Source organism: Streptomyces sp. NPDC038200 (genome assembly GCF_055600785.1).
In genome coordinates, this window is sequence record NZ_JBVJYH010000017.1 from 195,592 (window position 1) to 218,221 (window position 22,630).

Sequence of the window (22,630 nt, forward strand, 5' to 3'; positions counted from 1 at the left end):
GCGCAGGCCCGGCTGACCACATCCTGAGACACGCAGAAGATTTTCCGGCCGGAGCACCGGATTCCCGCAGATGGTTCGGTGGCTATGGACCAGGGATGTACCGACCTGATGCGATTCGGGGGTCACCCGTTATCCGATTTTGACATAGCGGCGCCCTTGAATGGCGTAGTCCGAATGGCAAGATGCCGTAAACCCACGAGGTCGCGACACCCGAAGGTGTGTGTTTCCGTCGACCCATCGGCAACTCTTCCCATCCGCCGGAGGAACCACGATGACCGCAAGCTCCACCCGTCGTACCAGCGCCGTGCGCTCCCGTCTGGCCGCGGCCGGTGCGATCGCGGTCGCAGGCGCCCTGCTGCTCACCGGCTGCGGTGACCAGACCAAGGACAAGGACCAGGGCTCCGGCAACGCGTCCGCGAACAACGCCCCGCTGGCCGACAAGCTCCCCCAGGACATCCGGAGCAAGGGCACGATCAAGGTCGGTTCGGACATCGCGTACGCCCCGGTGGAGTTCAAGGACTCCTCCGGCAAGGCCGTCGGCCTGGACCCGGACCTCGCGGCGGCCATGGGCAAGCAGCTCGGGGTGACCTTCGAGTTCGACAACGGCACCTTCGACGGCCTGCTCACCGGTCTGCGCTCGGGCCGCTTCGACATAGCGATGTCGGCGATGACGGACAACAAGAACCGTCAGGAGGGTGTCGACCCCGACACGGGCAAGAAGGTCGGCGAGGGCGTCGACTTCGTCGACTACCTGACCGCCGGTGTCTCGATCTACACCCGCAAGGGCGAGACCCAGGGCATCAACGGCTGGTCGGACCTGTGCGGCAAGAAGATCGCCGTCGAGCGCAGCACCGTCTCGGAGGACCTGGCCAAGCAGGAGGCCAAGAAGTGTCCGAGCGGCAAGAAGCTCACCATCGAGCCCTTCGACGACGACCAGCAGTCCCAGACCCGGCTGCGCTCGGGCGGCGTGGACGCGGCCTCCTCCGACTTCCCGGTCGCCGCGTACGCGGCGAAGACCTCGGGCGGCGGCAAGGACTTCGAGCTGGTCGGTGACCAGGTCGAGGCCGCCCCGTACGGCATCGCGGTCGCCAAGGACGACACCCAGCTGCGGGACGCCCTCCAGGCCGCGATGAACGCGGTCATCAAGAGCGGCGAGTACAAGAAGATCCTCGAGAAGTGGGGCGCCCAGGACGGCGCCGTCAAGGAGTCCGTGATCAACGGCGGCAAGTGACCCGCGCCAGAGCAGCGGCCACTGAGAGGCATGACCCGTGACTGACATCGACAAGACGGCGGGGCCGAAGGACACGCCCCCGGCCGGCGCCGAGGCCATCAAGGCCATTCCGGTCCGGCACTACGGACGATACGTCTCCGCCGTCATCGCGATCGCGATCCTCGTCGCGATCATCTACGCGTTCGGCCAGGGCAAGATCAACTGGCACGCGGTTCCCGACTACTTCTTCGACGACCGCATCATGACCGGCGTCTACAAGACGCTGCTGCTGACGGTCCTGTCGATGCTGATCGGCATCGTCGGCGGCATCCTGCTCGCGGTGATGCGGCTGTCGAAGAACCCGGTGACCTCGTCCATCGCCTGGTTCTACATCTGGTTCTTCCGCGGAACCCCGGTTCTGGTCCAGTTGTTCCTGTGGTTCAACCTGGGCCTGGTCTTCCAGTACATCAACCTGATGCCGCTCTACAAGGACGAGTGGTCGAACTTCATGACGCCGCTGCTGACGGCGTTGCTCGGCCTGGGTCTGAACGAGGCGGCGTACATGGCGGAGATCTGCCGCGCCGGCCTGCTCGCGGTGGACGAGGGCCAGACCGAGGCGGCCCACGCCCTGGGCATGAGCCACAGCAAGACGCTCCGGCGGGTCGTCATCCCGCAGGCGATGCGCGTGATCGTGCCGCCGACGGGCAACGAAGTGATCAACATGCTGAAGACGACCTCGCTCGTGGCGGCCGTCCAGTATCCCGAGCTGTTCCGCTACGCCCAGGACATCGGCCAGAACTCCGGCGCCCCGGTGGAGATGTACTTCCTCGCCGCGGCCTGGTACCTGATCATGACCTCGGTGCTGAGCGTGGGCCAGTACTACATCGAGCGCTACTACGCCCGCGGCTCCAGCCGCCAGTTGCCGCCGACGCCGTGGCAGAAGGTGCGTGCGAACATGCTGTCGCTGGGCCGCCCGAGGGGAGCGGTGAGCGCATGACCGACAAGCTGAGCAAGACGCAGGACGCCCCGGCCGAGGGGACCGTCCCGATGGTCAGGGCGCAGGGCGTGCACAAGTCCTTCGGACACGTCGAGGTGCTGAAGGGCATCGACCTGGAGGTGAAGCCGGGCGAGGTGTTCTGCCTCATCGGCCCCTCCGGCTCCGGGAAGTCGACCTTCCTGCGGTGCATCAACCACCTGGAGAAGATCAACGCCGGGCGGCTGTACGTCGACGGCGAGCTGGTCGGCTACCGCCAGCAGGGCGACAAGCTGTACGAGCTGCGCGACCGCGAGGTCGCCATGAAGCGCCGTGACATCGGCATGGTCTTCCAGCGCTTCAACCTGTTCCCGCACATGACGGCTCTGGAGAACGTCATGGAGGCGCCGGTGCAGGTGAAGGGCGTGAACCGGACCCAGGCCAAGGAACGGGCCATGCAGCTGCTGGAGCGCGTGGGCCTGGCCGACCGGGCCGGGCACTACCCCTCCCAGCTGTCCGGCGGCCAGCAGCAGCGCGTGGCGATCGCCCGGGCGCTGGCGATGGAACCGAAGCTGATGCTGTTCGACGAGCCGACCTCGGCCCTGGACCCGGAGCTGGTGGGTGACGTCCTGGACGTCATGCGCGACCTCGCCGAGTCCGGCATGACCATGGTCGTCGTCACCCACGAGATGGGCTTCGCCCGCGAGGTGGGCGACAGCCTGGTCTTCATGGACGGCGGTGTGGTGGTCGAATCCGGCCACCCGAGGGACGTCCTGACGAACCCGCAGCACGAGCGGACGCAGTCGTTCCTGTCCAAGGTCCTCTGACACTCCGCTGACGGCCGAAGGGGCGGTACGGGTCTCCCGTACCGCCCCTCTCGCTCATGCCCGGCTCACTTCAGCGCCAGCAGCAGCGTGTCCGACGGCGAGCACCACACCGGCCTGGCCTCGCCGAAGCCCTGCGCCAGCAGGGTGCGCGCGTGCCACGCCGCCGACGGCATGTCCCCGTCCGCGTGCTCGCCGTAGATCTCGAAGCGGCGGGCGGTCGGCTCGGCGAGGACCGGGTCCTGGGCGGCCAGCTGCCACCACTGCGCCCAGTCCAGGGCGCCGTCCCGCTTGGCCTGATCCATACGGGCGTGCCGCCGCGCGCGCTCCGCCGCGTTGATCCGCGGCGTGCTCTCATCGATCATGTGGTCCGCGTTCATGAAGAGACCGCCGTCGCGGACCAGCCCCGCGACCTGACCGTAGAGGGCCGCGAGGGGTTCGCTGTGCAGCCAGTGCAGGGCCGTGGCGGTCAGGACGGCGTCGTAGGAGTCGTGCGGCAGCCGGGCCGGCCAGTCGGGGTCCTTGAGGTCGGCGGTGACGAAGGAGACGCGGTCGTCGCCCTCGAAGGTGCCGTGCGCGATGGCGAGCAGCGCCGGGTCGAGATCGACTCCGGTGCTGGTGGCCGCGGGGAAGCGGCGGAGCAGCCGGGCGGTGATGCTGCCGGTGCCGCAGGCGAGGTCGAGCACGCGCGGGGCCGTGCCGACGAGCGCCTCGACCATGTCGAGCATGATCCCGAAGCGTTCCTCGCGGTCCGGCATGTACCACTCCTGCTGCCGGTCCCAGCTCTCCTGCCAGGCCGCCCAGTCGGTTCCGGCACTCGTGGTCATGGACCACCGACTCCTCTCGGTTCGCGTAATACCCTGGATGCACGACCGGCTGTTACCCGACCGCAGACACGACGATAAAACGCCCTCGTAAGGACTACAAGTGGAACTGGCCTATTACTCGGATTACGCCGTGCGTCTCGTCAACACCGAGGAGCCGGCCCGGGGCAAGGACACCCTCACCACGGTCGAGGCCGTCCGTGACCTCTTCGGCGTCAACGCGTCGGCGGCCCGCCGCGCCACCGACGCCGACGTCACCCGCTTCCGCTCGGTCCGGACGCGGCTGCGCGGGGTCTTCGAGGCCGCCGACCAGGGCGACGAGACGCTGGCCGTGGACCTGCTGAACTCACTGCTGCTGGAGTTCCCGGTCAGCCCGCAGATCTCCGGGCACGACTTCCGCGACGAGGACGGCCGCCCCCTGTGGCACATGCACCTGGCCGATCACCCCTCCAACGCCACCGCCGGCTATGCGGCGATCGCGGCGATGGGCCTGGCCTTCCACCTCACCGAGTACGGCGTCGACCGCCTCGGCCTGTGCCAGGCGCCCCCCTGTCGCAACGCCTACCTGGACACCTCCACCAACCGCTCCCGGCGCTACTGCTCGGACCGCTGCGCCACCCGTGCCAACGTGGCCGCCTACCGGGCCCGCAAGCGCTTGGAGGCCGACCGGTCGGGCAGCAGCGGCCTCGCCGCCGAGAGTGCCCAGCGCAGCAGTGCGAGCGGCGAACGCTGACCGGCCCTGACCGGCCGGAACCGGAGCCACGCCGTTCCGAGGATCAGCTCCTCGGGCACCACGCCGTAGTCCGTGCTGTCCCCGCCCGCGTACGGATTGTCCCCGAGCACCCACCAGCCGCCCTCGCGGCGCTCCACGGCACGCTTGACGACGAGCAGGTCCTGCTGGAACGGATGACGCAGGACCACGACGTCACCGGGCCTGACCGCGCCCCCGTACCGCACCAGCAGCTGATCACCGTGGTGCAGCGTGGGCACCATGGACGGGCCGGTCACCTCGGCCAGCCCGAAGGGCGCCACGGCCCTGCCCCGCTCGGTCTCCTGCGACAGCTCCGGCATCCCCGGCACCTCCCCGGTCCGTTCCTCCACCAGTCTCAGTTTGACCCTGGACTTTTGTCCTAAGCCCTAGGGGGCACCCGAGAAATCGCCTTCCACAGGGAGTAATGTCGCACCTGAGAAGACGATCACGAGGAAGGAATGCTCCATGCTTTCCCGCCTGTTTGCCCCCAAGGTCAAGGTCAGCGCCCACTGCGACCTGCCCTGCGGCGTGTACGACCCGGCCCAGGCCCGCATCGAGGCGGAGTCGGTGAAGGCCGTCCAGGAAAAGATGGCCGGCAACGACGACCCCCACTTCCAGGCGCGCGCCACCGTCATCAAGGAGCAGCGCGCCGAGCTCGCGAAGCACCACGTCTCCGTCCTCTGGAGCGACTACTTCAAGGCCCCGCACTTCGAGAAGTACCCGGAGCTGCACCAGCTGGTCAACGACACCCTGAAGGCCCTCTCGGCCGCCAAGGCGTCCACCGACCCGGCGACGGGCCAGAAGGCGCTCGACTACATCGCCCAGATCGACAAGATCTTCTGGGAGACCAAGAAGGCCTGAGGCTTTCTCTCCCCGAAAAGGGCCCGGCCGGTTCACCGGCCGGGCCCTTGCCCGTACCCGTACCGGCGGCCGGCAGGGCCGCGAGGATCGGTCCGCCGCACTCCCGGGTCGCTGCTGTGGGGTCCTGTGCGAAGCTGAGCGGGTGACCGCACTGGAGGACCTGAGACGGCTGCGGCGCGTGCGTGACCGCATGGACCGTGAGTACGCCGAGCCGCTCGACATGACCGTTCTCGCCCGCGACGCCCTGATGTCCCCGGGACACTTCCAGCGCAGTTTCCGCAAGGCGTTCGGGGAGACGCCGTACAGCTATCTGATGACCCGCCGGATCGAGCGGGCCAAGGCACTGCTGCGCCGGGGCGATCTCACGGTGACGGAGGTGTGCCTCGCCGTCGGCTGCACCTCGCTCGGTTCCTTCAGCTCCCGGTTCACCGAGCTGGTGGGCGAGACGCCGAGCGCCTACCGCGCCCGCGACCACGAGGAGAGCGCGGCGATCCCGTCCTGCGTGGCCCGCAGGCTGACCCGGCCGCGCCGTCGCCCGTACTGACGCGTCGCGCCTCCGCCGGTTCTAGGGTGAGTCCATGGACGTGAAACTCGCGCAATGCTTCATCGCCGTGGACGACCACGACAAGGCCATCGCCTTCTACCGCGATGTGCTCGGTCTGGAGATCCGCAACGACGTGGGCTTCGAAGGGATGCGCTGGGTGACCCTGGGTTCTCCGCTCCAGCCGGACGTGGAGATCGTCCTGGAGCCGCCGGACGCGAGCCCGGACGCCTCCCCCGCCGACAAGCAGGCGCTCAACGAACTCCTCGCCAAGGGCCTGCTGCGCGGGGTCATCTTCACCACCCCGGACTGCGACGCGCTGTACGAACGCGTACGGGAGTCCGGTGCCGACGTCCTCCAGGAGCCGATGGACCAGGCGTACGGAGTGCGCGACTGCGCCTTCCGCGACCCGGCCGGCAACCAGCTCCGCTTCATCGAACGCCCCACGGGCTGAACCCCGCCCCCGCCCCCGCTCACCCCTTGATCATCAGGAGACCCCGCCTAGACTCCCCGCATGATGATCCGCTGGACGTACGCCTTCGCCGACCGTCCCGCCGCACGGCTCGCCGACGCGTGCGCCTTCTGGACGGCCGTCACGGGCACGCGGCTGTCCGAATTCCGGGGCGATGACGGCGAGTTCGTGACCCTGCTGCCCGAAGGGGCGGACCCGAGCGTGAAGCTCCAAGGCGTCACCGAGGGGGACGGCGGCGCCCACCTCGACCTGTGCACCGAGGACGTACGGGAGTTGACCGCACTGGCCCGCCGGCACGGCGCCGAACTCGTGGCGGACCACGGCGACTGGGCCGTACTCCGCTCCCCGGGCGGCCAGTTGTTCTGCGCGGTGCCCTGGCACGGGGAGGCGGTACGGCCACCGGTGGTGTCCGGCGGCCGGCTGGACCAGGTGTGCCTCGACATCCCGCCGTCCCGGTACGACACCGAGGCCGCCTTCTGGGCCGGGCTCACGGGGTGGGAGCGGCGGGCGGGTTCCCGGCCCGAGTTCACCGCGCTGCTGCCGCCCGCGGGCCTCCCCGTCCGGCTGCTGCTCCAGCGGCTCGACGAGGAGCGCCCGGCCTCCGCTCACCTCGACCTCGCCTGCGCGGACATCGGCGCCGTCCGCGCGCGGCACGAGGAGCTGGGTGCCGTGCTCGTGGACGAGGGCGCCCACTGGACGGTGATGCGCGACCCGGCCGGCGGCCTCTACTGCCTGACCGGCCGCGACCCGGAGACGGGCGGGCTGCCCGGCGGCAGCGGTCGGGAAGGCGGTCGGCGCGCCGACGCCGGGTAGGCGCCGGACGGGACCGGTCCGCCCGGCCGCCTCACCCCCAGGGCTCCACGTCCACCACCGCCTCGACCGGCACGGGCCCGTACACGTGCGGGAACTCCTCCCCGCCCGGCTCGACGGACTCGTACCGCACCGGCGCCCCGACCCGGGCCGGGTCCACGACCAGCACGACCAGCTCGTCCGGGCCGTCGTAGCCGCCGTAGAGGAAACCGGCCACGCGCGGCAGCTGGTCACGGGTGGAGAAGTGGATGAAGCCCTCCTCCTGGAGCGTGCGGCCCCGGGTGGACAGCTCGTAGGCGCCGCGCTCGCGCGCCGTCTCCCACAGGGAGCGCTCGGTGATGTGCAGGATGTACGGAAGCTTCGGCATGCGCCCACGCTACGGCGCCCCGGCCGCCCGGACACTCAGCCGGCTCTGTCCTCACCACCGGCGGACCGATCGGGCCCGGGGGCCGACCCGGGGCCGCCACCCGGGACCGGACCGGAGGCGGGGGCGTCACCCGGGGCCTGGCCGAAGGCGGGGCCGGGAGGCCGGTCAGGGCCGACGGAACGATCGGGGCCAGCGGATCGGCCCGTGCCGGAGGCCGGTCGGTCGGTGCCGGCGGCCGGTCGGCCGGTTTCCGCGTGGGCCCCGCAGTCGGGGTTGCGGCACGGGCCGGGTCCCCAGACCGGCACCCAGGCACCCAGGGTCTTGTGCCGCTTGACGACCGTTTGGACGGGCTGTCCGCAGACGGGACAGACGGCTTGCTCGCTGCCCATGCCCTCAGGGTAGAGCGGCCGCGGCCTCAGCGCTTCCTGCCGAGCGTCCGCACCAGCGCGCCGTTGCCGAAGGTGCGCAGGGAATCCGGGGTGAACTCCTCGAGGTCCGCACCGGTGCCGAACATCGGCATGCCCTTGCCGTAGACGAACGGGTAGGTCTTGATCACGAGTTCGTCGATCTCGTCGAGCAGTGCTCCGGCGATCCTGGAACCGCCGCACAGATAGATGTCCAGCCCGGTGTCCTCCGCCTTGAGCGCGCGGACCCGGCCGATCAGGTCGTCGGCGATGATCTCGACGTTCGGGTCGGGCGAGGCGCCGAGGGTGCGGGAGGCGACATATTCGCGCAGGTGGCCGTGGGGACTGGTGATGCCCTCCCGCAGGGCGACCTCGTAGCTGGCCCGCCCCTGGATCACCGTGTCGAACCGCTTGTTCTCCAGGTGGTCCAGGCCGAGCGCCCGACGGCCGTGGGTGGACAGGGTCTCCGGGAACTCCGCCGCGAGGAAGGCGATGTACTCGTCGTCCACGAACGAGTACATCGCGGAGGCATCGCCGTGCTCGTCACCGATGAAGCCGTCGAGCGAACAGGCGATGAAGTACGTGAGCTTGCGCAAGCCGGACTCTTTCTGTCGGGGGTGGCGGGCGGCCGGCGTGACCGCCGAACGAACCGCTCCGCCTGTAGTGGTTCATTTGTAGTACTCCAACTGTCGTGGTGCAAGGGAATTCCGGCACCAGATCCGGAACGAGCGAGTCCGGAAAGGACAGGCCCTGGACCGGGAGGTCCTGGACCGAGAGGCCCTGGGCGGAGAGTGTCTGGACCGGGAGAACGTGGAACGAAGGGGTCCGCAGCGCACGGACTCGGAGCGCAGGGACTCGGAGCGCAGGGACTCGGAGCGCAGGGGCTCGGAGTGCACGGGCTCGGTGCGAAGGGGGCCGGGCGGGCCGGTAAGCGGACCGGTTCGGACAGAGCGGGGCCCCGCACACCGTGGGGACGTGCGGGGCCGCCTGACCGGAGCCCCCCGATCACCCGTGCGGGGTCAGGAGCCGCACGGGGCCGAGGACTCCGGGTTCCTCCGGCTGCCGGAACCGGCAGCACTCAGCTGGTACGCCGGGTGACGAACTCGGCGAGCGCCAGCAGACCGCCCGCCGCCTCGGGATCGGGCACCGCACGGGCCAGCTCCTGCATGGCCCGGGCCATCCGGTCGGCGGCCTCGGCCTGCGCCCAGTCCCGGCCGCCGGCCCGCTCCACCGCCAGTGCCGTACGCGCGATCTCCCCGGCTCCCGCCTCCCCCTCCACGTACGGCTTCCCGTACAGCGCGGCCAGTTCGACCGCCGCCGGAGTACCGGAGGTGAGCGCCGCCACCACCGGCAGGGACTTCTTGCGGGCGGCGAGATCCGCGCCGGACGGCTTGCCCGTGTGCCGCGGGTCCCCCCATATGCCGATGACATCGTCGATCAACTGGAAGGCGAGCCCCGCCTGACGGCCGAAGCCGTCCAGCGCGGACACCTCCTCGTCCCCCGCGCCCGCGTACAGCGCGCCGACCGCGCAGGCACAGCCCAGCAGGGCGCCGGTCTTGGCCTCGGCCATGGCGAGCACCTCGTCCAGGGTGACCGTCTCCGGTGCGCGCCGCTCCAGATCGGTGTCCGTGTGCTGGCCCTCGCACAGCTCGATGACACAGGCCGTGAGCCGGGCCGCGGCCGGGCCGGCGGCCGGATGCGGGTCCTCGGCGAGCAGCCGCAGGGCCAGCGCCTGGAGGGCGTCCCCGGCGAGGATCGCGTCGGCGTCACCGAACACGGTCCAGACCGTCGGCCGGTGCCGCCGGGTGGCGTCCCGGTCCATCACGTCGTCGTGCAACAAGGTGAAGTTGTGCACCAGTTCGACCGCCGCGGCGGCCCGGACGGCCGCCACCCGGGCCGCCGGGCCGCCGAGCGCGGCGGCGGCCCCCAGCACGAGCGCCGGCCTTATCGCCTTGCCCGCGTTGCCCGCCGCCGGCGTGCCGTCGGCGCCCTCCCAGCCGAAGTGGTAGAGCCCGGCCCGGCGCATGGCGCCGGGCAGCGATTCGATGGCCGCGCGCAGCTCCGGGTCGACCAGGGCCCGGGTGCCCTCCAGCAGTGCCGCCGCCTCCTGCCCGTCGAGCGGACCGGCGGCGGCGTCCCCGGTCCCCTCCCGCGGCTGCCCCGGTGCGCCGGCCGTCGGCCCTCCGGGGGAACGCTCGTCGGTCTCCGTCATGAACTCGGCCATGCCTCCCCCTCGCCAGGTCCGCGAGGGCCGGCGTCACCGGCCCGGCCGGACGCACACCCCGAGGGCCGACCCGCCCCGGAGGGCGGGGACACGGCCGCGACGTGCGGAAACGTCACCTCCACCGGCCGATCTCCACGTTCTCCAGCACACCGAGCGCGTCGGGCACCAGGACGGCGGCCGAGTAGTACGCCGTCACCAGGTACTTGATGATGGCCTGCTCGTTGATGCCCATGAAGCGGACCGACAGGCTCGGCTCGATCTCGTCCGGGATGCCGGACTGCCTGAGGCCGATGACGCCCTGCTCGGACTCGCCGGTACGCATGGCGATGATGGAGGTCGTACGGGCCTCGGTGACCGGGATCTTGTTGCACGGGTAGATCGGCACCCCACGCCAGGTGGGGATGCGGTTGCCGGCGATGTCGATCGTCTCCGGGACCAGTCCGCGCTTGTTCAGCTCGCGTCCGATCGCCGCGATCGCGCGCGGGTGGGCCAGCAGCAGCTTGGTGCCCCGGCGGCGGCTGAGCAGCTCGTCCAGGTCGTCCGGGCCGGGCACGCCGTCGTGCGGCTGGATCCGCTGGTCGTACTCGCAGTTGCTGAGCAGGCCGAACTCCGGGTTGTTGACCAGCTCGTGCTCCTGACGCTCCTTCAGCGCCTCGACCGTCAGCCGCAGCTGCTGCTCGGTCTGGTTCATCGGCTGGTTGTAGAGGTCGGCCACGCGCGAGTGGATGCGCAGCACGGTCTGGGCGATGCTCAGTTCGTACTCGCGGGGCCGCGCCTCGTAGTCCACGAAGGTGTGCGGGATGTCGGGCTCGCCGGAGTGGCCGGCCGCCAGCTCGACCTCCTTCTCGCCGTACTTGTTGGTCCGCTGCTCGGGGACCGCGCGCAGCTGTTCCAGGTGCGCGCGCAGCGAGTCGGAGCGTTCCGCGATCTGTTCGAAGTCCTGGCGGGAGAGGATCAGCACCGTGGTCGCGGTGTCCGCGCGGACGGTGTACTCCCAGATCGCCTCCGGGTCGATCAGCGCCTGGTCGCCGAAGTAGGCGCCGTCGGCGAGGACCCCGAGGACGGCGTCGTCGCCGTAGGGGCCCGTGCCGACCTTCTCGACCCTGCCGTGGGCCAGCAGATAGACCTCGTTCGTCTGGTTGCCGAAGTCGGCGATCACCTCGCCGGGCGCGAAGTCACGCTGCCGGCAGCGCCGGGCCAGCTCCGCCAGCACCACCTCGTCCTCGTACGACCGCAGGGCCGGCAGCTCGCCCAGTTCGGCGGGGATGACCTCCACCTGGTCCCCGGTCTTCACGAAGGTGATGCGGCCGTCGCCGACGGCGTACGTCAGCCGCCTGTTCACCCGGTACGTGCCGCCCTGGACATCCACCCAGGGAAGCGTGCGCAGCAGCCAGCGGGAGCTGATCTCCTGCATCTGCGGAACGGACTTGGTGGTGGTGGCCAGGTTCCGCGCGGCCGCCGTCCCGAGGGACTGCTGCGGCTTGCCCTGATCCGTGCGGACCTCTTCGCCTACCGACATAAGGAAATGCCCTCCCATGTATGCCCGGCGCCGAATTCGCTCCTGGAGCCGGTCTCGCACACGAGCCTTCCAGCACGGTCCGTGCGCGCGCCATTACCCGAAAGAGCGGGAATGGATCATCGGATTACTGGGCACAAAGAGGGACCTCGACCAGTGTTCCCGACATGGGCCGCCTGTCCGGATCGGCTCGCACAGCGTACGAACGATGTGTTCCGAGACGTCCGGTTTCGGTAGAAGCAGGCAGGACAGACGGCCGCGATCCGCGGCCGGACGGGCACGGCACGAAGGAGTCGGGCATGGCCCCACCCATGTCGGCGAGCGGGTTTCTGGACGCACTGCGGGCGGAGGGCGTCACGGTCGTCGAGGTAGGCGACTGGCAGCATCACCACCGCAATCACAAGGGTCCCTGGGGGCCCGTCCACGGCGTGATGATCCACCACACGGTGACCCGCGGCGGCGAGCACACGGTGGAGCTGTGCCGGGACGGCTACCCGGAACTGCCGGGGCCCCTGTGCCACGGCGTGATCACCAAGGACGGCAAGGTCCACCTGGTGGGCTACGGCCGTGCCAACCATGCCGGGCTCGGCGACGACGAGGTGCTGCGCGCGGTGATCGCCGAGAAGAGGCTGCCGCTGGACAACGAGGCGAACACCGACGGCAACCGGCACTTCTACGGCTTCGAGTGCGAGAACCTCGGCGACGGGGAGGACCCGTGGCCGGAGGAGCAGCTGGAGGCGATCACACGGGTCGCCGCGGCGCTGTGCCGCCGTCACGGCTGGACGGAACGCTCGGTCATCGGCCATCTGGAGTGGCAGCCGGGGAAGGTGGACCCCCGGGGGTTCACGATGACGTGGCTGAGGGAGCGGATCGAGGAACGCCTGAAGGGGTAGCGCCGCCGGGGGCGCGACGCGGCTCCGTCCGGGCCGGCGCGATCCGGGGGCGGCCCGTGGGGCGGGGCGGCCGTGGGGCCGGGCGGCCGTGGGGCGGGGCCGAGGCGGTCCGAGGCGGTCCGGGGCGGGCGGGGCGTCGGCGGTGGGTACGCCGCGGTGCCACACCCGCGAGAATGAAGCCGTGACCGGCCCCGACCCCCTCGCCCCTCGCCTCCCCTCCCCCCTCCAGGAGATACGCGACGACCGTTTCGGCCGCCATGGGCTCCGGCTGCTGCTCAAGCGAGACGACCTGATCCATCCCGACCTCGTCGGCAACAAGTGGCGCAAGCTGGTGCCGAACCTCGCGGCGGCGCGGGGCCGCGCCCTGGTCACCTTCGGCGGGGCGTACTCCAACCATCTGCGGGCCACCGCCGCCGCGGGCCGCCTGCTGGGCCTGCCGACGACGGGCGTGGTCCGCGGTCAGGAGCTGGCCGGCCGGCCGCTCAACCCGTCCCTGGCCCGGTGCGCGGCCGACGGCATGCGGCTGCACTTCGTCGACAGATCGACATACCGCCGCAAGACCGAGCCGGAGACCCTGGCCGGGATCCTGCGCGCGGCGGGCGCCGAGGGGGCCCATGTCGTCCCCGAGGGCGGCAGCAACACCGAGGCGGTACGCGGCTGCCGTGCCCTCGGCGCGGAACTGCGCGGCCACGCCGACGTCGCCGCGATCGCCTGCGGTACCGGCGGCACCCTCGCCGGCCTCGCCGCGGGTCTGGGGGCCGGCCAGCGCGCGCTCGGCATACCGGTCCTCAGGGGCGGCTTCCTGGCAGCCGACGTACAGACCCTGCAGGAACGTGCCTTCGGCGCCCGCAGCGGTACCTGGTCCCTGGACGACCGCTTCCACTGCGGCGGGTACGCCCGCACGACACCCGAGCTGGAAGCCTTCGCACAGGACTTCGAGCAGCGGCACGGAATGCCCGTGGAGCGTCTCTATGTCGCCAAGTTGCTGTACGGACTCGTCACCCTCGCGGAGGAAGGTGCCTTCCCGCGCGGGACGACGGTCGCCGCCGTCGTCACCGGACGGCCGTTCCCGGAACCCCCGGCAACCGACCCGGATCGCTGACCGGCCGCCCCCGACCCGGCCGGCCGCGTCCCGGAAGCGCTAAGCGGCCTCCCTGTAGGCCGCCGCCTCCTCCAGGTCCAGGCGCCTCAGCAGGGCACGCAGCATCTCGTCGTCGATGTAGCGGTGATCGCGGAGCCGGACGAAGACCTCGCGTTCGGCGCTGATCATCTCGCGGGACAGCCTGCGGTAGGTGTCGTCCACGGACTCGCCGGTGACGGGGTTGACCTGGCCGAGCCGCTCCCAGACGGCGTTGCGGCGGCGCTCCAGGACCGTACGCAGCCGGTCGGCGAGCGGCGGCGGCAGGGCGTTGCGCTCGTCGGAGAGGAGTTCGTCGAGCCGGGCCTCGGCGGCTCGCGAGGCCTGTGCCTGGGCGTTGGCCTCGGCGAGCGTCTCGGCCTGCCGGTCGCGGCCGGGGAACCTGAGCAGCCGGATCAGCGGCGGCAGCGTCACGCCCTGGACGACGAGCGTGCCGATGACGGTGGTGAAGGTCAGGAAGAGGATCAGGTTGCGGGGGCCGGCGGCCATGGACGACGGGATGGCGAAGGCGATGGCCAGGGACACGACACCGCGCATGCCGGCCCACGAGGTGACCATCGCGCCCCGCCAGGTGGGGTTCTCCTCGCGCTCCCTGATGCGCGCCGACAGCAGCCGGGGCAGGAAGGTGGCCGGGTAGACCCAGACGAACCGGGCCACCACCACGACCACGAAGACGGCGACCGCGTACCAGGCGGCGGAGGTGCCCTCGTACTCGCCGAGCCGCTTGAGGACGATCGGGAGCTGGAGACCGATCAGGGCGAACACCGCGGACTCCAGTACGAAGGCGACCATCTTCCACACCGCCTCCTCCTGGAGCCTGGTGGCGAAGTCGACCTCCCACGCGCGGTGGCCCAGGTAGAGGGCGACGACCACGACGGCGAGCACCCCGGAGGCGTGCGCCTGCTCGGCGACTCCGTAGGCGACGAACGGGATCAGCAGCGAGAGCGTGTTCTGGAGCAGGGGCTCGGTCAGATGGGTGCGCAGCCAGTGCAGCGGGGCCATGAGGACGAGTCCGATCCCCACACCGCCGATCGCGGCGAGCGCGAACTCGCCGATCCCGCCCGCCCAGGTGGCCCCCGCGCCGACGGCGGCGCCGAGGGCCACCTTGTAGGCGGTGATCGCCGTGGCGTCGTTCAGCAGGGACTCGCCCTGGAGGACTGTGGTGATCCGGGAGGGCAGGCCGACCCGGCGCGCGACCGCCGTGGCGGCCACCGCGTCCGGCGGGGCCACCACGGCGCCGAGCACCAGCGCGGCGGGCAGCGACAGCCCGGGGACGATCAGATAGGCGGCCCAACCGACGGCGAAGGTCGCGAAGAGCACGTACCCCACCGAGAGCAGCGCCACCGGTCGCAGCTGCGCCCGCAGGTCGAGGTAGGAGCTGTCGCTCGCCGAGGTGTACAGCAGCGGGGGCAGCAGCAGCGGCAGGACGACGTGCGGATCGAGGGTGTACGACGGCACTCCGGGGATGTAGGAGACCGCCAGACCCACCGCGACCAGCAGCAGCGGCGCCGGCGCGGGAGTGCGCCGGGCCGCAGCGGCCACCGCGGCACTGCCCGCCACCAGCAACAGCAGGGGCATCACGTCCATGGTCTTCGCCCACCCTCGTTTTTCCGCGCGGCCACCCGCACACCCGTCGTAATCTGGCAATCATGAAACAGTGCACGCATGCCGACGCGCTGCCGCACCCGGAACCGGAGCCGCTCGACAAGACCTGTCCGGAGTGCCGGCGGGACGGCACCCACCCGGTACAGCTGCGGCTGTGCCTCACCTGCGGGCACATCGGCTGCTGCGATTCCTCGCCGGGACGGCACGCGACGGAGCACCACGCGCAGTCCGGTCACCCGGTGATGCGGACCTTCGAGCCGGGCGAGGACTGGCGGTGGTGCTTCGTCGATCACGTGCTCGTCTGAGCGGAGGAGTCTCGCCCGACCGCCCTCTCGTGTGACACTGCATGCGGCGGCTGCCGCACGACGGTTCGAGCGTATGACGTCTGGGTACGTCAACCCGGCGCGCGCTCTTCCCATTTGGGCCCGCAAACCCTCTAGACACGGAGCGTATCCACAGCTTTACTGTGAGTGACGCCAGGGGGTTGGGGTCCCGGGGACAGGAACGTTCGGAGCGCGATAGCGTCACCGCTTGAACCACGTACGCGTTACCCCGGGGGGCGACCCTCGGCCCCGTAAAGCTTGTACCACCATGGAGGTGAGGGTGTCCCAGATCGCAGGCGAGCCCGCGGCGAACCAGGACTTCGTGGAAGTCCGACTGCCGGCTGCGGGTGCCTACCTGTCGGTGCTGCGGACGGCCACGGCCGGTCTGGCGGCCCGCTTGGACTTCACCCTGGACGAGATCGAGGATCTGCGCATCGCCGTGGACGAGGCCTGCGCGATCCTGCTCCAGCAAGCCGTGCCCGGCTCGGTGCTCAGTTGTGTCTTCCGGCTCGTCGACGACTCACTGGAGGTCACGGTGTCGGCGCCGACCACGGACGGCCACGCCCCCTCGCGGGACACCTTCGCCTGGACGGTGCTGTCGGCCCTCGCGGGCAAGGTCTCGTCCGCCGTCGACAAGGACAAGACGGTGTCGATCAGCCTCTACAAACAGCGCGGCGCCGGCCCCGGGCCGGCGTGAGGAACGGGGACGGGCCGGTGCGGGACGAAGAGCGCGGCACGCGAGAGCTGCCGACCGGGGACGGGGGTGCCCCCTGGTCGAACGCCGAGACCCCCGGGGGCGACCCCCGGGACGGTTCCCGGCGCATGGCGGACGGCATCGACGGCATCCCCGAGCAGGCCAGGCCGCACCCGGAGGACGACTCCGCGCAGGTCGGCGGTGACGGTGCCGAACAGGGCGCGCCACCGGAGACACGCGACGGCGCCGGATCCGTCCGCGCGGGGGCGGGGGCTCGGGGAAGGGCTACGGGCGGGACGATGAGCGAGCACGAGCGATACGCCGAGGACGGCGCGCCGAACGCGGAGGCCGTGCAGGGCGTACAGCACGACGCCCAGGACCGCAGCGGGGCGCGGGCGATGTTCGTCGAGCTGCGCAAGCTGAACGCGGGCAGCGCGGAGTACGCGGAGCTGCGCAACCAGCTCGTCCGCATGCACCTGCCGCTCGTGGAGCACCTGGCACGCCGGTTCCGCAACCGCGGCGAGCCGCTGGACGACCTCACCCAGGTCGCCACGATCGGCCTGATCAAGTCCGTCGACCGGTTCGACCCCGAGCGCGGCGTGGAGTTCTCCACGTACGCCACCCCGACCGTCGTCGGCGAGATCAAGCGGCACTTCCGCGACAAGGGCTGGGCGGTCCGCGTGCCGCGCCGGCTCCAGGAGCTGCGGCTGTCGCTGACCACCGCGACGGCCGAGCTGTCCCAGCTGCACGGCCGCTCCCCGACGGTCCACGAGCTGGCCGAGAAGCTCGCCATCTCCGAGGAGGAGGTCCTGGAGGGCCTGGAGTCCGCGAACGCGTACTCCACCCTGTCCCTGGACGTCCCCGACACGGACGACGAGTCGCCGGCCGTCGCCGACACCCTGGGCGCCGAGGACGAGGCGCTGGAGGGCGTGGAGTACCGCGAGTCCCTCAAGCCGCTGCTGGAGGACCTGCCGCCGCGCGAGAAGCGGATCCTGCTGCTGCGCTTCTTCGGGAACATGACCCAGTCGCAGATCGCGCAGGAGGTCGGCATCTCCCAGATGCACGTCTCCCGGCTGCTGGCCCGCACACTGGCCCAGCTGCGGGAGAAACTCCTCGTCGAGGAGTGAGCGCCGCCGCTCGGTGAGTCCGCCGCCGGAACCCTGCCGGGTCCGGCGGGCCCGGCAGGAACCGAGAGCGCCGTTCGGTGAGCCCTACTCGGCCCGGCCCGGTCCCTTGATTCCGAGGGCCCGGGTCGTCTCGCCGTTGACGAGGAGCACCAGCGCCGTCACGGCGACCACCGCGAGGACGATGCCGACCGGAATGGCCATGTTGTCCGCATGGAGCAGGTTGTAGGCCACCGGAAGGGCCAGGATCTGGGTGATCACCGCGGGGCCCCGGCTCCAGCCGCGTCGCAGCAGCAGCCCGCGCGCGGCGAGCAGCGGCAGCAGGGCGAGAACGGCCAGGGTGATCCCGAGGGTCACGGCCTGCTGCCGGTCGTCGGGGGCGCCGGTGAGTCCGAGGACGAGCACCCCCAGACCGCCGGCCAGCAGGGCGACGCCCTCCACCGCGGCCAGTGCCGCCGCGTACGTGAGCCGGCGCGGGCGCGGCTCCGCGGGCGCGTCGGCTGCGGCGGTGTCCGGGGCGGGTTTCTGCTGACTGCTCACCCCAGCAGGGTAGCCGCCGGGCCCCGGCCCCGACTCGCGGGTGCGGTCGGGATCGGGCGCCGGGAGCCGCCGGACACCGCACCACCCCGCGCCGCCGCCACCCCCCAGAAGGCGGCCCGCCCCGCGGCGGCGACCGCCCGCGACAGTGTCCTGGGGTCACCCGTGGGGAGGTCGTCGAGCCACCTCGACAGCGTCAGGGGGCCGCCCTCGGCAGCGTCATCGTGTCCAGGCTCACGCCCCCGCCTCTTACCGGATCCCTACCTCGGTCTGGGCCGGGTACCCCCCAGTAGGTACGCTGCCATGCATGCGTGCACTTCTCGTGGTCAATCCGGCGGCAACCACCACAAGCGCACGCAGGCGTGACGTGCTGATCCACGCGCTGGCGAGCGAGATGAAGCTGGAGGCGGTCACCACCGAGTACCGCGGCCACGCACGCGACCTCGGCCGGCAGGCGGCGGAGAGCGACGACATCGACCTGGTGGTGGCGCTCGGCGGGGACGGCACGGTCAACGAGGTCGTCAACGGCCTGCTGCACGCCGGCCCGGATCCGGACCGCCTGCCCGGCCTGGCCGTCGTCCCCGGTGGTTCCACCAACGTCTTCGCCCGCGCTCTGGGCCTGCCCAACGATCCCGTCGAGGCGACCGGCGCGCTGCTGGACGCGCTGCGCGACGGGACCGAGCGGGTCGTGGGCCTCGGGCTGACCTCGGGTCCGGCGGGCACCGAGGACGAGGCGGTGCCCGCCCGGTGGTTCACCTTCAACGCCGGGCTGGGTTTCGACGCGGGCGTGGTCGGCCGGGTCGAGCAGCAGCGCGAGCGCGGAAAGAAGTCGACGCACGGCCTCTATGTCCGTCAGGTGGTCCGGCAGTTCCTCGGCGAACCGAACCGCCGGCACGGCACGATCACGCTGGAACGGCCCGGCGCGGACCCGATCGAGGATCTCGTCGTCGCCATAGTCTCGAACACGTCCCCTTGGACGTATCTCGGCAATCGCCCGATGTACACGTCACCTAAGGCTTCGTTCGATACCGGCATCGATGTGCTGGGTCTCAGCCGCCTGTCGACGGCCGCGGTTGCCCGGTATGGCACCCAGTTGCTCACTTCGTCCCCCGAGCGCGGCCCCCAGGGCAAGCACGCGACCTCACTGCACGACCTGGACCAGTTCACCTTGCATTCGAAGGTGCCTCTGCCCCTACAGATGGACGGTGACCACCTGGGGCTGCGCACGAGCGTGACGTTCACAGGCGTACGCCGTGCACTGCGTGTGATTGTGTGAGCGGAACGGGCGAAAGTCCTTTCACTCGAACGTTTAGGCCAGGATCCACCCCATGGAAGTACGGCTGTGACCTAGTCGACACCGAGGAATCAAAAAAAACTTTCCGGAAGGGGTTGTATCCGCCGCCGAGGTTTGCGAGTCTCTTCTTGGCGATCGGGACGGCCCGCAACACCGGCCTCCACTGATCACCAGAACCCCTCTACATACCACAGGACCCCGCCGGGTGAAGACTCGACGGTCGGCCCTTCACTTGTTGAGGGATTCGTGAAAGCGTTCACATTCACAAGCAACTTGCACGTAATACCAAGGAGAGGTAGCAGCCATGGACTGGCGTCACAACGCCGTTTGCCGCGAGGAAGACCCCGAGCTCTTCTTCCCCATCGGCAACACCGGTCCTGCGCTGCTGCAGATCGAGGAAGCCAAGGCCGTCTGCCGTCGCTGCCCGGTGATCGAGCAGTGTCTGCAGTGGGCGCTTGAGTCCGGCCAGGACTCCGGCGTCTGGGGTGGTCTCAGCGAGGACGAGCGCCGTGCCATGAAGCGCCGCGCCGCTCGCAACCGGGCTCGTCAGGCCTCCGCCTGACACACCCACCCCTGCTGACAGCCTGAGCTTGGCGGCGCGTACAGCACGTACGCATCTCCCGCCCCCGAGCCGCAGCGCGCAGTTCCCCCGATGCGCTTAGCGATACAAAAGCAGAGCAGCAACGAGCATCAGCCTCGGACCAATGGCGGTCCGGGGCTTTTTGCTGCGCCCGCTCCCCCGCCGTCCGCGATCACCCGGCGCCACCGGCCCGTCGGCCCACCGCGCCGACCGTCACTTCTGCGCCCGCACCGGAATGTCGAGGATCACCCGGGTCCCGCGCTCGGGCGCCGGCACCATGTCGAACGAGCCGCCCAACTCGCCCTCCACCAGCGTCCGTACGATCTGCAGACCGAGGTTGCCCGAGCGGTGCGGGTCGAAGCCCTCGGGCAGACCGACCCCGTCGTCCTGGACGGTGACCAGCAGCCGCGCCTCCTTGGTGGTGCCGCCCCGCACCGCGGAGACCTCGACCGTCCCGGTGTCACCCTCGCGGAAGCCGTGCTCCAGGGCGTTCTGCAGGACCTCGGTGAGGACCATGGACAGCGGAGTGGCGACCTCGGCGTCGAGTATGCCGAACCGCCCGCTGCGCCGGCCGGTCACCTTGCCCGGCGAGATCTCCGCCACCATGGCCAGCACGCGGTCGGCGATGTCGTCGAACTCCACGCGCTCGTCCAGGTTCTGAGACAGCGTCTCATGCACGATCGCGATGGAGCCGACCCGGCGGACCGCCTCCTCCAGGGCCTCCCGGCCGCGCTCGGACTCGATGCGCCGGGCCTGGAGCCGGAGCAGGGCGGCGACCGTCTGGAGGTTGTTCTTCACCCGGTGATGGATCTCCCGGATGGTGGCGTCCTTGGTAATCAACTCGCGTTCACGGCGACGCAGTTCGGTGACGTCCCGGAGCAGGACCAGCGAACCGATCCGGGTCCCCTTGGGCTTGAGGGGAATGGCCCGGAACTGGATGACGCCGTCACCGGACTCGATCTCGAACTCGCGCGGCGCCCAGCCGCTGGCCACCTTGGCCAGCGCCTCGTCCACCGGCCCCCGGGTCGGGGCGAGTTCGGCGGTGGTCTGCCCGAGGTGGTGGCCGACCAGGTCGGCGGCGAGACCGAGCCGGTGGTAGGCGGACAGGGCGTTCGGGGAGGCGTACTGGACGACGCCGTCCGCGTCCAGCCGGATCAGGCCGTCGCCGACGCGCGGGGAGGCGTCCATGTCGACCTGCTGGTCGGGGAAGGGGAAGGAGCCGGCCGCGATCATCTGCGCGAGGTCGGAGGCGCTCTGGAGGTAGGTCAGCTCCAGCCGGCTCGGGGTGCGCACGGTGAGCAGGTTGGTGTTCCGGGCGATCACGCCGAGGACGCGGCCCTCACGCCGTACGGGGATGGACTCGACCCGTACGGGAACCTCTTCACGCCACTCCGGATCGCCCTCGCGCACGATCCGGCCCTCGTCCAGCGCCGCGTCCAGCATGGGCCGCCGGCCGCGCGGGACCAGGTGGCCGACCATGTCGTCCTGGTAGGAGGTGGGGCCGGTGTTGGGGCGCATCTGGGCGACCGAGACGTACCGGGTGCCGTCCCGGGTGGGGACCCACAGCACCAGATCGGCGAAGGAGAGGTCGGAGAGCAGCTGCCACTCCGAGACCAGCAGGTGGAGCCACTCGAGGTCGGAGTCGTCCAGGGCGGTGTGCTGGCGTACGAGTTCGTTCATGGAGGGCACATGGCGAGCGTACCCGGGGCCCCGGGGGTGGCCGAAAAACACCCGCGGGCCGCGGCGCCTGGAAGGGACCCTCAACCCTCACCGGCACCGCAGCCCGGAGCATCATCGGCCGTGGGGTGTGCGGTCCCGGTCGGCCGAAGGCCGAGGAGCCGGGGCAGTCAGGGCAGAGAGCACCGGTTCCTCGATCCGCCTTCCTGTGCGGGGAAGACGGAGGCTTGGTTCTTCTCGATTGTGGACTAGACCACGATGGCGTGTCCATGGCGGGGAGGCGCCCGGCCGCGCGAGCGCCGGCACGCGATGCCACGCAGCCTAGCCGGACCCGGTCAGTTGTGGGGCCAGATGGCCATGGCAATTTCCACGAGTGCTTCCAGTTCCTCCCGGCGCGCGCCGTCGCGGGCCTGCTGGGACATGCCCTGGATCATCGCGCCGGCGTGCCGGGCGAGGGCGGCGGCGTCGGTGCCGGCCGGCAGCAGCCCGGCGACGACGTCCGCGCGGATCCGGGCTTCGAGGCCGGCGATGTTGGCGTTGCGTCGCTCGCGCAGCAGCGCCTCGACCTCGGGGCTGGTGCAGTTGGTCGCGGCGTGGACGATCAGACAGCCGTACGGATGGGCCGGGTCCGTGTACTCCGCGGCGGCCTCGCGCAGCATGCGCGCGATGCCCTCCCTGGCCGTGGGCTCCTCGGCCAGGGCACGCTCGCCGAGGGCGCCGTGCGAGCCGGCGTAGACCTGGACCACCTCGTCGAACAGGGACCGCTTGTCGCCGAAGGCCGCGTACAGACTGGGGGCGCCGATGCCCATGACGCGGGTGAGGTCGGAGACCGAGGTGGCCTCGTACCCGCGCTCCCAGAAGGCCATCAGCGCTTTCTCCAGCGCCGTGGCCCGGTCGAAGGAGCGCGGACGGCCTCGTGTCCGGCGCTTGCCGCCCTGCTCATGCGTGTCCTGACCCGTCGCCATGGGTTGATTTTATAGCGGACCCT

25 protein-coding genes are annotated in these 22,630 nt (G+C 71.0%); 15 read left to right on the forward strand and 10 right to left on the reverse strand.

Going from position 1 to position 22,630, the window contains the following annotated elements:
• The first annotated feature begins 271 nt into the window (after positions 1-271).
• From ACZ7KF_RS30075 to ACZ7KF_RS30085, 3 genes are read left to right on the forward strand one after another with little or no spacing between them, the layout of a single operon-like run.
• Entirely contained in the window at positions 272-1,231 is a 960-nt protein-coding gene (locus ACZ7KF_RS30075; protein ID WP_471081761.1) for an ABC transporter substrate-binding protein, read from the forward strand.
• A 37-nt stretch (positions 1,232-1,268) separates the two neighbouring features.
• Positions 1,269-2,207 (forward strand): amino acid ABC transporter permease, encoded by a 939-nt coding sequence (locus tag ACZ7KF_RS30080; protein WP_471081764.1) that lies wholly within the window; start codon positions 1,269-1,271, stop codon positions 2,205-2,207.
• A gap of 50 nt (positions 2,208-2,257) precedes the next feature.
• Positions 2,258-3,010, forward strand: a complete 753-nt coding sequence (locus ACZ7KF_RS30085) for an amino acid ABC transporter ATP-binding protein (protein WP_471081854.1) — start codon at positions 2,258-2,260, stop codon at positions 3,008-3,010.
• 65 nt (positions 3,011-3,075) lie between these two features.
• On the opposite strand, the gene ACZ7KF_RS30090 is transcribed toward ACZ7KF_RS30085, so the two are convergent.
• Positions 3,076-3,834, reverse strand: a complete 759-nt coding sequence (locus ACZ7KF_RS30090) for a class I SAM-dependent methyltransferase (protein WP_471081767.1) — start codon at positions 3,832-3,834, stop codon at positions 3,076-3,078.
• Positions 3,835-3,934: 100 nt separating this feature from the next.
• Between ACZ7KF_RS30090 and ACZ7KF_RS30095 the strand changes: the two genes are divergently transcribed.
• Entirely contained in the window at positions 3,935-4,564 is a 630-nt protein-coding gene (locus ACZ7KF_RS30095) for a CGNR zinc finger domain-containing protein (protein WP_471081770.1), read from the forward strand.
• Here ACZ7KF_RS30095 and sodX read toward each other — a convergent pair.
• Positions 4,468-4,902, reverse strand: a complete 435-nt coding sequence (gene sodX, locus ACZ7KF_RS30100; protein WP_471081857.1) for a nickel-type superoxide dismutase maturation protease — start codon at positions 4,900-4,902, stop codon at positions 4,468-4,470. The genes ACZ7KF_RS30095 and sodX overlap by 97 nt on opposite strands.
• A 145-nt stretch (positions 4,903-5,047) precedes the next feature.
• On the opposite strand from sodX, the gene sodN reads away from it, so the two are divergent.
• The 4 genes from sodN to ACZ7KF_RS30120 all read left to right on the forward strand — a co-directional run bounded on the left by sodN (position 5,048) and on the right by ACZ7KF_RS30120 (position 7,269).
• Entirely contained in the window at positions 5,048-5,443 is a 396-nt protein-coding gene (sodN, locus tag ACZ7KF_RS30105) for a superoxide dismutase, Ni (protein ID WP_014674929.1), read from the forward strand.
• Positions 5,444-5,585: 142 nt separating this feature from the next.
• Complete coding sequence (locus tag ACZ7KF_RS30110) at positions 5,586-5,987, forward strand: helix-turn-helix transcriptional regulator (RefSeq protein WP_471081773.1); 402 nt, start codon at positions 5,586-5,588, stop codon at positions 5,985-5,987.
• A gap of 34 nt (positions 5,988-6,021) precedes the next feature.
• Positions 6,022-6,438, forward strand: coding sequence for a VOC family protein (locus ACZ7KF_RS30115; protein ID WP_471081775.1), 417 nt, complete (start codon positions 6,022-6,024; stop codon positions 6,436-6,438).
• Between the two features lie 60 nt (positions 6,439-6,498).
• Positions 6,499-7,269: a VOC family protein gene (locus tag ACZ7KF_RS30120; protein WP_471081778.1), complete on the forward strand. Its 771-nt coding sequence runs from the start codon at positions 6,499-6,501 to the stop codon at positions 7,267-7,269.
• 31 nt (positions 7,270-7,300) lie between these two features.
• On the opposite strand, the gene ACZ7KF_RS30125 is transcribed toward ACZ7KF_RS30120, so the two are convergent.
• The 4 genes from ACZ7KF_RS30125 to ACZ7KF_RS30140 all read right to left on the reverse strand — a co-directional run bounded on the left by ACZ7KF_RS30125 (position 7,301) and on the right by ACZ7KF_RS30140 (position 11,780).
• Positions 7,301-7,633, reverse strand: a complete 333-nt coding sequence (locus ACZ7KF_RS30125; protein ID WP_471081781.1) for a DUF952 domain-containing protein — start codon at positions 7,631-7,633, stop codon at positions 7,301-7,303.
• A gap of 415 nt (positions 7,634-8,048) precedes the next feature.
• Complete coding sequence (locus ACZ7KF_RS30130) at positions 8,049-8,633, reverse strand: dihydrofolate reductase family protein (protein ID WP_471081783.1); 585 nt, start codon at positions 8,631-8,633, stop codon at positions 8,049-8,051.
• Positions 8,634-9,115: 482 nt separating this feature from the next.
• Positions 9,116-10,261, reverse strand: coding sequence for a family 2 encapsulin nanocompartment cargo protein polyprenyl transferase (locus ACZ7KF_RS30135; RefSeq protein WP_471081786.1), 1,146 nt, complete (start codon positions 10,259-10,261; stop codon positions 9,116-9,118).
• A 112-nt stretch (positions 10,262-10,373) separates the two neighbouring features.
• A complete protein-coding gene (locus tag ACZ7KF_RS30140; RefSeq protein WP_471081789.1) occupies positions 10,374-11,780 on the reverse strand; it encodes a family 2B encapsulin nanocompartment shell protein in 1,407 nt (468 codons plus the stop codon).
• A 296-nt stretch (positions 11,781-12,076) separates the two neighbouring features.
• Between ACZ7KF_RS30140 and ACZ7KF_RS30145 the strand changes: the two genes are divergently transcribed.
• Both ACZ7KF_RS30145 and ACZ7KF_RS30150 read left to right on the forward strand, forming a co-directional pair.
• Positions 12,077-12,670, forward strand: coding sequence for an N-acetylmuramoyl-L-alanine amidase (locus tag ACZ7KF_RS30145; RefSeq protein ID WP_471081792.1), 594 nt, complete (start codon positions 12,077-12,079; stop codon positions 12,668-12,670).
• A 181-nt stretch (positions 12,671-12,851) separates the two neighbouring features.
• Positions 12,852-13,772: a 1-aminocyclopropane-1-carboxylate deaminase/D-cysteine desulfhydrase gene (locus tag ACZ7KF_RS30150; RefSeq protein WP_471081795.1), complete on the forward strand. Its 921-nt coding sequence runs from the start codon at positions 12,852-12,854 to the stop codon at positions 13,770-13,772.
• 39 nt (positions 13,773-13,811) lie between these two features.
• Here ACZ7KF_RS30150 and ACZ7KF_RS30155 read toward each other — a convergent pair whose 3' ends face one another.
• On the reverse strand, positions 13,812-15,395 hold the full coding sequence (locus ACZ7KF_RS30155; protein ID WP_471081798.1) for a Na+/H+ antiporter: 1,584 nt from the start codon (positions 15,393-15,395) through the stop codon (positions 13,812-13,814).
• A gap of 62 nt (positions 15,396-15,457) precedes the next feature.
• Between ACZ7KF_RS30155 and ACZ7KF_RS30160 the strand changes: the two genes are divergently transcribed.
• From ACZ7KF_RS30160 to ACZ7KF_RS30170, 3 genes are all read left to right on the forward strand, one after another.
• Positions 15,458-15,718, forward strand: a complete 261-nt coding sequence (locus ACZ7KF_RS30160) for a UBP-type zinc finger domain-containing protein (protein WP_471081801.1) — start codon at positions 15,458-15,460, stop codon at positions 15,716-15,718.
• Between the two features lie 298 nt (positions 15,719-16,016).
• Positions 16,017-16,433 carry an ATP-binding protein gene (locus tag ACZ7KF_RS30165; protein ID WP_225823325.1) on the forward strand — a complete coding sequence of 139 codons (417 nt, stop codon included), beginning with the start codon at positions 16,017-16,019 and terminating at the stop codon, positions 16,431-16,433.
• Positions 16,434-16,450: 17 nt separating this feature from the next.
• On the forward strand, positions 16,451-17,557 hold the full coding sequence (locus ACZ7KF_RS30170; RefSeq protein ID WP_471081804.1) for an RNA polymerase sigma factor SigF: 1,107 nt from the start codon (positions 16,451-16,453) through the stop codon (positions 17,555-17,557).
• Between the two features lie 84 nt (positions 17,558-17,641).
• On the opposite strand, the gene ACZ7KF_RS30175 is transcribed toward ACZ7KF_RS30170, so the two are convergent.
• Positions 17,642-18,094 carry a hypothetical protein gene (locus ACZ7KF_RS30175; RefSeq protein WP_471081807.1) on the reverse strand — a complete coding sequence of 151 codons (453 nt, stop codon included), beginning with the start codon at positions 18,092-18,094 and terminating at the stop codon, positions 17,642-17,644.
• Between the two features lie 304 nt (positions 18,095-18,398).
• Between ACZ7KF_RS30175 and ACZ7KF_RS30180 the strand changes: the two genes are divergently transcribed.
• Complete coding sequence (locus tag ACZ7KF_RS30180) at positions 18,399-19,367, forward strand: diacylglycerol/lipid kinase family protein (protein ID WP_471081810.1); 969 nt, start codon at positions 18,399-18,401, stop codon at positions 19,365-19,367.
• Between the two features lie 322 nt (positions 19,368-19,689).
• Entirely contained in the window at positions 19,690-19,947 is a 258-nt protein-coding gene (locus ACZ7KF_RS30185) for a WhiB family transcriptional regulator (protein WP_003992873.1), read from the forward strand.
• 231 nt (positions 19,948-20,178) lie between these two features.
• On the opposite strand, the gene ACZ7KF_RS30190 is transcribed toward ACZ7KF_RS30185, so the two are convergent.
• Positions 20,179-21,654: a sensor histidine kinase gene (locus ACZ7KF_RS30190; RefSeq protein ID WP_471081813.1), complete on the reverse strand. Its 1,476-nt coding sequence runs from the start codon at positions 21,652-21,654 to the stop codon at positions 20,179-20,181.
• 323 nt (positions 21,655-21,977) lie between these two features.
• Complete coding sequence (locus ACZ7KF_RS30195) at positions 21,978-22,607, reverse strand: TetR/AcrR family transcriptional regulator (RefSeq protein ID WP_471081816.1); 630 nt, start codon at positions 22,605-22,607, stop codon at positions 21,978-21,980.
• Positions 22,608-22,630 lie beyond the last annotated feature (23 nt).